The following is a 6,907-nucleotide window of genomic DNA, read 5'->3' as shown; positions in this document are numbered from 1 at the left end:
CTAATGAGACCTGTGCAGTTGAAGGCGGCGCCGATGGCGAAGTGCACCCATGGCATTAGGCCGGTCGACGCCGCACCGCCCAAGAAGGCGCCTGCGACCGCAACGGGACGGCGCTCGCGAAAAGCTGTCGCAGCAAGTGTGAGAGTGAGTAGGCCAGTCGCAAGGGCGTAACCGCCAAAAACGCGGAACACTTGGGCGAGCCATGCCTCGAGCCGTGGACCTGTCCCGGTGACCTCTGCTGTCGTCAGCCCCATATAGCGAATGTCCTCGGGCAACAGGGACGGCCGAAGCAGGATGAAATAGACGCCAATGCAGGCGACAAAGGCTCCGCCCAGTGCCAACAGGGTAGATGAGGGGGACCAGGGCCTGGCCATGAAGGTCATCGGGTGTCTCCCTGGTCACTGCGCTTGACGGCTCAGCCAGTCGCGCATCTTTGCAATTTCGGCTTCCTGGGCAGCGATGATCTCATTCGCCCACGCTTTCACCTCTACGTCGGAACCGCGCTGCAGGACGGCCTCGGCCATAGCGATCGCCCCCTCGTGATGCGCAATCATCGACAGCACGAAGGCCATATCGGGATTGGCGTTCTGCGCTCCCTCCATCATGGGCGCGTTCATCATGTTCATCGCGTCCATGTACGCCCTTGTTGCCTCGGACATGCCGTCTATGGCCGGCTTCCCTTCGACGCCGCCCGTCATGCCGTCTTGCATCATGCCCTGCTGCATCATCTGCATCATTTGCTGCATCATCGGCATCATGTCCGCACATTGCGCTTGCATGTCGCCCATTGCTCCCGCCGGAGCCGGGGCCGCCGCGGGGGGTGTCGCAGTCGCGTCGGGGTGATGCACGTCGGTCTGCGCGAGGGCCGTTCCGGACAGGGTCAGGAAGGCGACAGTCGTAATAATTTGAAGTAGGGTATTCATGAGAGTCTCCGATCGACCGTTTGCTTCCAGCGAAGCGAAAGCGGGTTTTCCAGGCAGGCAGGCACCGGTGGCGTGCGTCGGTCGAGCGACCGATGCTGCAGCATCTCGCGGGATGAAATGCGCCGGGCTGCCAAGTTGTTGGGTATCAAACGCCCGAGAGACTGCGGGCGCGGAGTCAAGCCAAGGGCTTAGGAGGCCGCCGGTTGGCTTGAGGGTCGATGCTGCCTAACCCGAGAATGGCAGGTAGGCCAGGGAGGTCGCAGGTCAAATCGGTTGGGGGAAGAGTGGATCTGGCAGAACAGAGACCAAACGACGCGCAACAGCCGAATTGTGTCGCTGAGCAACACGCACCACTGTCATCCGCACAGCCGCGATCGGGGCGCGCGGTCTCCGCAACGATCTCTTCGATCCCACGTTCCGCAATGAAGGCATCTTGGACTGCTGCGGCTATCGCGTACGTCCCGTCACCGGACTGCTGGTGCGCACTGGCCGATCCAACGCTTGCGAGCAAGCCGCCTGCCGCCAGGATAAGCGCAGTCAACAAGACCCGGAGATGGGAGAACAGGGACTTCATACTCTCACGTTAGCCCAAGGGAGCCGCCCTCGATTTGATAAGGATCAAACTCCAAACGGTATCGAGGGCAGCTTGTTGCGCCTTTCGCCAGTTTATTATCGGCGGAGCTGCGGGGCCAAAGGAGATCGTGGCCTCAGCGCCAACACACCGATGATGTACAAAGTGGCACGGTCGTCGCCGCGAGGATCAGAAAAGAAGAAAAATGACCGAGGCAATTGACGTGCTTCTTCCCATGGTCGCCGACCTTACGCCTGAGAGGCTGAATAAATCTTGCCTTTGCATTACCCTCGACCGCGATGAGCTTGCTCTCCAGCTCGATCGCGAGGCGGGAGAGCCAGGATACTTCAAGAACCTGACGGAGCAACGACCGCATCTGTTTTCCAATGTCCCGGTCTTTCTGTCAGGTTCAGCCCTGACCGAGATGCATGAAATCGTCGAGGCGATAGAGGCCGCCACCCAACTTCCCGGATATCGGGACGCCGTACTGGCATGGGCGCCCGACATTTCGCAAACGGATCACGGCCCGGCGGGTGCGCTCATGGGCTATGACTTCCATCTCGGTGACGAAGGCCCCAAATTGATCGAGGTGAACACCAATGCGGGTGGGGCCTTCCTCAACGCCGTTCTTGCCCGCGCACAAATGGCATGCTGCGCCGATGCCGCCACTCGGTTCAAAGACCGGTTGATGAGCGGCTTCGCAGAGCGCATCGCGGCGATGTTTCTCGCAGAGTGGCGCCGTCAACGCGGTTTGGGTTCGCCGGTGACGATCGCGATCGTCGATGATGCTCCGCCGGAACAGTACCTGTATCCGGAGTTCGTGTTGGCGCGGGAGATGCTTACTAAGCACGGAATGGACACCGTCATCGGCGACGCCCGCGCACTACAATATCAAGGCAACGAACTTATCCTGGACGGCCGCCGGATCGACCTCGTCTATAATCGCCTGGTGGATTTCACACTGGACAGGCCAGAGCACGCTGCCCTGCGTGCTGCCTATCAGAATGGGGCTGCGGTGGTTACGCCCAATCCCCACAACCACGCGCTATTGGCCAACAAGCGCAATCTGACGCTTCTCTCCGATCCAGTCGCCCTCAGTGCCTTCGGCCTTTCACTGCCAATGCGGAAACGCCTCACGGGTGTTCCGCAGACCAGGCTGGTCACGCCGGCAAACGCAGACCAATTGTGGCAATCGCGGAAGGGATTGTTTTTCAAACCGCTCTCCGGCCATGGCAGCAAGGCCGTGTACCGGGGCGACAAACTGACAAAGAGTGTGTGGGCGGAGATCGCCCGCGGTGACTACGTCGCCCAGACCTTTGCCGCGCCCGGCCAGCGAATGATCAGGCTCGACGGCGAGGCCGCGTCACGCAAACTGGATGTTCGCCTGTATACCTACAAAGCCGAGCCTCTCCTAGTCGCAGCACGCCTCTATCAGGGGCAGACGACGAACTTCCGGACCCCGGGTGGCGGTTTTGCCCCTGTTCTGGTGATCTGATCCAGTTGCTGCACGTCTGGGAACGGGCACCTTCAAATCCGGAATGCAACGATTTGACCAAAATCAACCCGGGAACCACTCCATCTGCCTATCCTAAAGGACCAAAGACCAATGGGGCCCGACGCGCCTCGCGGCCGCCGATGTCGGCATTGCCATGGGAACCGGTACCGAAGTTGCCATCGAGAGTGCCGGTGTCACCCTCCTGAATGGTGACCTGATGGGCATCGTCAAGGCCCGGGCATTGTCGCGGGCGACCATGGCCAATATCCGCCAGAACTTGGTGTTCGCTTTCGCCTACAATGCGGCGGGCGTTCCGGTGGCCGCAGGCGTGCTTTACCCGTTTTTCGGCCTCACACCCTGGCGCCGGCGATTGCCGCCGCCGTCAGGGCGCTAGTCATTGGCAACTCGCTCAGACTGCGCAACGTCAAGACAGACTGACGCTGCGCCAAATGGTGATCAACAACCTCAAAGGGTCGACATCATGACCGACTACCACCATGCGGACATGACCAAAGGCAGCTACTGGCGCTTTGGCCTCGAGCTCGTGATCGATTTCGTCATCATGTATCTGGTGATGTACACGATGATCGTCACCCTCGGTCGATGATACCGCATCACTCGGGTGCCGTCCTGATGTGCCTGGAAGCCTCGCTTACCGATCCGGAGCTGATCGCCCTCTGCGAAGGGATCGTTGCCGGTCAGCAGCGCGAGATCGAACAGATGCAGGCAATCCTGCAGCGACTATGAGCGGAGAGAGACGCGGTGAACTCGACCTACGGGACTTCGTGGCTCTCAATGGCCGAGCTATACTCGGCCATGGTCGAGAATGACCCCACCGGGCACGCGGCGGCCGGGTCGAGAGGCTCCGTCGGAACAGGGGGCTGGGATATCGACATGACCTCGCCGCGGGCGCTGGCGGAGGATTGCGCCGAACGAATTGAGGGGCTCGGCCCGATTTCTGTGAAACCGTATTTTGGAGGCGCGAGCCTGCGCGCTGAGGGCATTCAGTTCGGTTTTGTAATAGGGGATCCTTTAACTCAGAGCGAACGAACCGATCGCATCGCGTTTGAACAACATGGCTGCGCGCCATGCAGCTACACAGGCGCCTCTGGCCAAGTGACGGTGGCGGCATATTACCAAGCGCCGGAAGGGATAGTCGACGAAGCCAAGGACTTGTCAGTCTTGGCAGCAAGCGCATTGATAGCCGCCCGCCCGAGGTCAAAGAGCAAGTGGCAGCGCCATGAAAGCCATACAATGTCATCACTTCAGACGGGCGACGTGCGGGCGTTGGGTGCTCTGCGTGTCGGAGTCTCCAGCCTCACGCACACGAAGTCAGCCATAATACTTATTCAGTTCAAGCTTGTGGCCCTGTGTCGGCTGTACCTCGTCCTAGAAAATTGGTGCCGTGGTCACCTGGTGACTGCTTTCTTGTTGAGCAACGATTTGGCTGCGAGCCTTGCCCGGTTCAATTGGATTTGCGATGGAGGCGGGGAGTTTTCCTGTAACCAAAGCGAGTCAAGACGTCCGATGCGGTTCCAGCCGTCGCCGATGGACGAAGGTGGAGTCGTCGGCTAGCCGGCAACTCCGGGCCCGTTACATAGCGGGAGCGGGCATTGCGAGCTTTTCGCACTCGGCTTTGGCCTCGGCCGACGATGTATCGATCATCGACATCATCCCGTCCTTGCCGCTCATCATCATCATGCAGCCAGCGGCCGGCGTAGACATGCCCATCATCTTGGTGGCCATGGCGTCGTCCGTCATCATCGACCCCATATGCCCGTCGGGCATCATAGCCATAACAGTGCTGGCCGGCATCATGCCTGGCTTGGCCATGGCGCCATCAGCGGGAGCCGCGGGTGCCATCATGGCCAGCTTCTCGCATTCGGCCTTTGCTTCCGCGGTGGACGTATCGACCATCGACACCATGCCGGCCTTGTCGGTCATCATCATCATGCAGCCGACAGCGGGGGTGGACATGCCCATCATGTTTGTGGCCATGGCATCGCCGGTCATCATCATTGAGCCCATATGCCCGTCGGGCATCGTGGCCATGACCTCGCCGCTCTGCATCATGCCGGCTTCCATCGCCAAAGCTGGGGTGATCGAGACAGCCGCAACGCAAATAACTCCTAGAATCCTGGTAATGCGCATTCTTGTTTCTCCATTTGCTGGTTGGCCGGCTCGTTGACGGCGCCAAAACGTAAACTCGGAGCATGACGTTTCGTTCACTGCCTTCTATCACTTCGTCGCAAGGCCGTTGTTACAAGAGCAGGCGCGTTGGCGGCCCTAGCCTGTTTGTCGAACGCTTTGACGGCTCCTCATAATGGCTTTACGTCGGTCTCGCCCGCCGACAGAAAAGCCGCGGGACGGCCAAGCTGAAACTTCGCTGCCTCGAAGGAAAAATGACGAATGCGATAAATGCGAAAGAAACGAACTCCATCCCGCATGCGGTCCCAAGCCAAAACGTACCAAACCGGCAGCTTGTAGTAGAGAAATTGCACCTCATCAGCGCGGCAAAAGTTCGCCAAACGGTCGTTGTCGCCATACAAGGTTGCACATGTCGCCGCTCAACCGGCTGTGATCGTGGAAAACTAGACCAAAACATGCAACGCCACCACCACGGGTACAATTCCGTCGATGTGGCCGCCCGACAACTCTGAAGCGATCGCGTTCTCTCTGGGGAACCAGACTGTCGGCATAGTCCAAGGCAGGGCTTTGATTTTGCTTGCAACCTTACTCCATGGGCCGGTCACCATGCCCCGGTCTCGTTGGCTTAGTTCCTATTTCCAGACCGTCCTAACCGATCAACCCGCAAGGGGTCCGCTATGCGAGCATGCGGCCGCTGCGGCTTTGCCTGCGCGGTGATCATCGTCTGGTCTGGAACTCACGGGCGCCAGTCGAACGGGGAATTGGTCCCCGCAAGACGGGAGCCAGACCATGTCGCACAATCTCAGCCTCGCCCAGAACCACGCCTATGACCTCGCCCGCACCCCGATGATCCCGGTGACGCTGTTTCGGGTGGATGGCGAATACGGCGTTATGCCAAGCGAAGACCTCGAAGATGGTGAGGTCGACGTGATCCACGAATATGATCCCCACCAGTATGGTCGCCGGGCTCATTGAGCCCGGTATCGGCCTGCCGCTTGCGCCCGGAAGGGCGCAAGGGAGGCTGCGCCGCGGGACGGATGTCTTTAATATGCCAGGTTGCCATCCGCGCCCTTGCGTCCTTCAGTCTTCGCGGCGGCGGAGATTGCAGCCGGTGAAGACCGGAAAGCAAAACCAGAGATGGAAAGGCCGAACCTGAGGTGCGGGTTTGGAAGCAGAACAATGGATAAAGCAAATATCGAAATCCTGGTCTGCTGAAGAACGGTGAGGCGCTTCGCAGCGCCGTCTCCGGATCAGTCGCGGTTCCGAATGGCAGATCGCAGACGATCAGGGCGCGCGCCGTGCCGCGATGGATCGCGGCGCCATGGCGGATCATGTCGGCCAGCGTCACCGGCAAGGTTGTGGGATCGCCGAGCACGACATTGCGCAGGCTGTCGCCAACCAGGATCATGTCGATGCCGGCCTGGTCGAGCAGTGCCGCCGTCACGTTGTCATAGGCGGTGAGTATGGCGATCCGCTCGCCGCAATTCCGGAGCCCCTGAATGTTGCGGATGGTCAGGCGAGGGTTGTGGACCCAGATCAAACCGTCTTCTGGTTCCATGCCGATGCCGATGCCGATGCCGATGCCGATGTCGATGTCGATGCCGATGTCGATGTCGGCGAGCCAGTGTTCATCGACGCTGAGTTGTCGGGCGACCAGGGTCAGGGTGCTGACGGCGTGAACCTTGTTGCGCCGGGTGGTCATGCGGCAGGGACTTCGGCCTGCGGGATCCAGTTCCAGGGAGCAACTGATCGAGTTGATTAATCATGTGG

Annotated in this window: 8 protein-coding genes and 2 pseudogenes; 5 read left to right on the top strand and 5 right to left on the bottom strand. The window is 60.0% G+C overall.

The window, feature by feature from the left end; all coding sequences use genetic code 11:
* Both WH91_RS03210 and WH91_RS03205 read right to left on the bottom strand, forming a co-directional pair.
* On the bottom strand, positions 1-383 hold a 383-nt coding region (locus WH91_RS03210; RefSeq protein WP_046169579.1), incomplete at its 3' end, for a hypothetical protein.
* A 15-nt stretch (positions 384-398) separates the two neighbouring features.
* On the bottom strand, positions 399-923 hold the full coding sequence (locus tag WH91_RS03205; RefSeq protein ID WP_046169578.1) for a DUF305 domain-containing protein: 525 nt from the start codon (positions 921-923) through the stop codon (positions 399-401).
* A 776-nt stretch (positions 924-1,699) separates the two neighbouring features.
* Between WH91_RS03205 and WH91_RS03200 the strand changes: the two genes are divergently transcribed.
* From WH91_RS03200 to WH91_RS22360, 5 genes and pseudogenes are all read left to right on the top strand, one after another.
* Positions 1,700-2,989: an ATP-grasp domain-containing protein gene (locus WH91_RS03200; RefSeq protein WP_248305807.1), complete on the top strand. Its 1,290-nt coding sequence runs from the start codon at positions 1,700-1,702 to the stop codon at positions 2,987-2,989.
* A 127-nt stretch (positions 2,990-3,116) separates the two neighbouring features.
* A pseudogene (locus WH91_RS03195) lies at positions 3,117-3,427 on the top strand (haloacid dehalogenase); the annotation flags it as partial.
* Between the two features lie 43 nt (positions 3,428-3,470).
* A complete protein-coding gene (locus WH91_RS25725) occupies positions 3,471-3,596 on the top strand; it encodes a hypothetical protein (RefSeq protein WP_282567545.1) in 126 nt (41 codons plus the stop codon).
* A pseudogene (locus WH91_RS23055) lies at positions 3,587-3,736 on the top strand (DUF305 domain-containing protein); the annotation flags it as partial. The gene WH91_RS25725 and the pseudogene WH91_RS23055, both read left to right, overlap by 10 nt.
* Positions 3,737-3,883: 147 nt before the next feature.
* Complete coding sequence (locus WH91_RS22360) at positions 3,884-4,564, top strand: TfoX/Sxy family protein (protein WP_158409506.1); 681 nt, start codon at positions 3,884-3,886, stop codon at positions 4,562-4,564.
* Positions 4,565-4,582: 18 nt separating this feature from the next.
* Here the strand turns inward: WH91_RS22360 and WH91_RS24030 are convergent, their stop codons facing one another.
* The 3 genes from WH91_RS24030 to WH91_RS22355 form a co-directional block, all read right to left on the bottom strand.
* Positions 4,583-5,140, bottom strand: a complete 558-nt coding sequence (locus WH91_RS24030; RefSeq protein ID WP_144408339.1) for a hypothetical protein — start codon at positions 5,138-5,140, stop codon at positions 4,583-4,585.
* A gap of 167 nt (positions 5,141-5,307) precedes the next feature.
* Positions 5,308-5,538 (bottom strand): WYL domain-containing protein, encoded by a 231-nt coding sequence (locus tag WH91_RS03180; protein WP_046169576.1) that lies wholly within the window; start codon positions 5,536-5,538, stop codon positions 5,308-5,310.
* A 488-nt stretch (positions 5,539-6,026) separates the two neighbouring features.
* On the bottom strand, positions 6,027-6,839 hold the full coding sequence (locus WH91_RS22355) for a 3-methyl-2-oxobutanoate hydroxymethyltransferase (protein ID WP_052952555.1): 813 nt from the start codon (positions 6,837-6,839) through the stop codon (positions 6,027-6,029).
* Positions 6,840-6,907 lie beyond the last annotated feature (68 nt).

It is taken from the genome of Devosia psychrophila, from assembly GCF_000971275.1.
Lineage (GTDB): Bacteria > Pseudomonadota > Alphaproteobacteria > Rhizobiales > Devosiaceae > Devosia > Devosia psychrophila.
The sequence above is the reverse complement of the archived record's forward strand: the minus strand, read 5'-3'. Positions and strand labels throughout refer to the sequence as shown.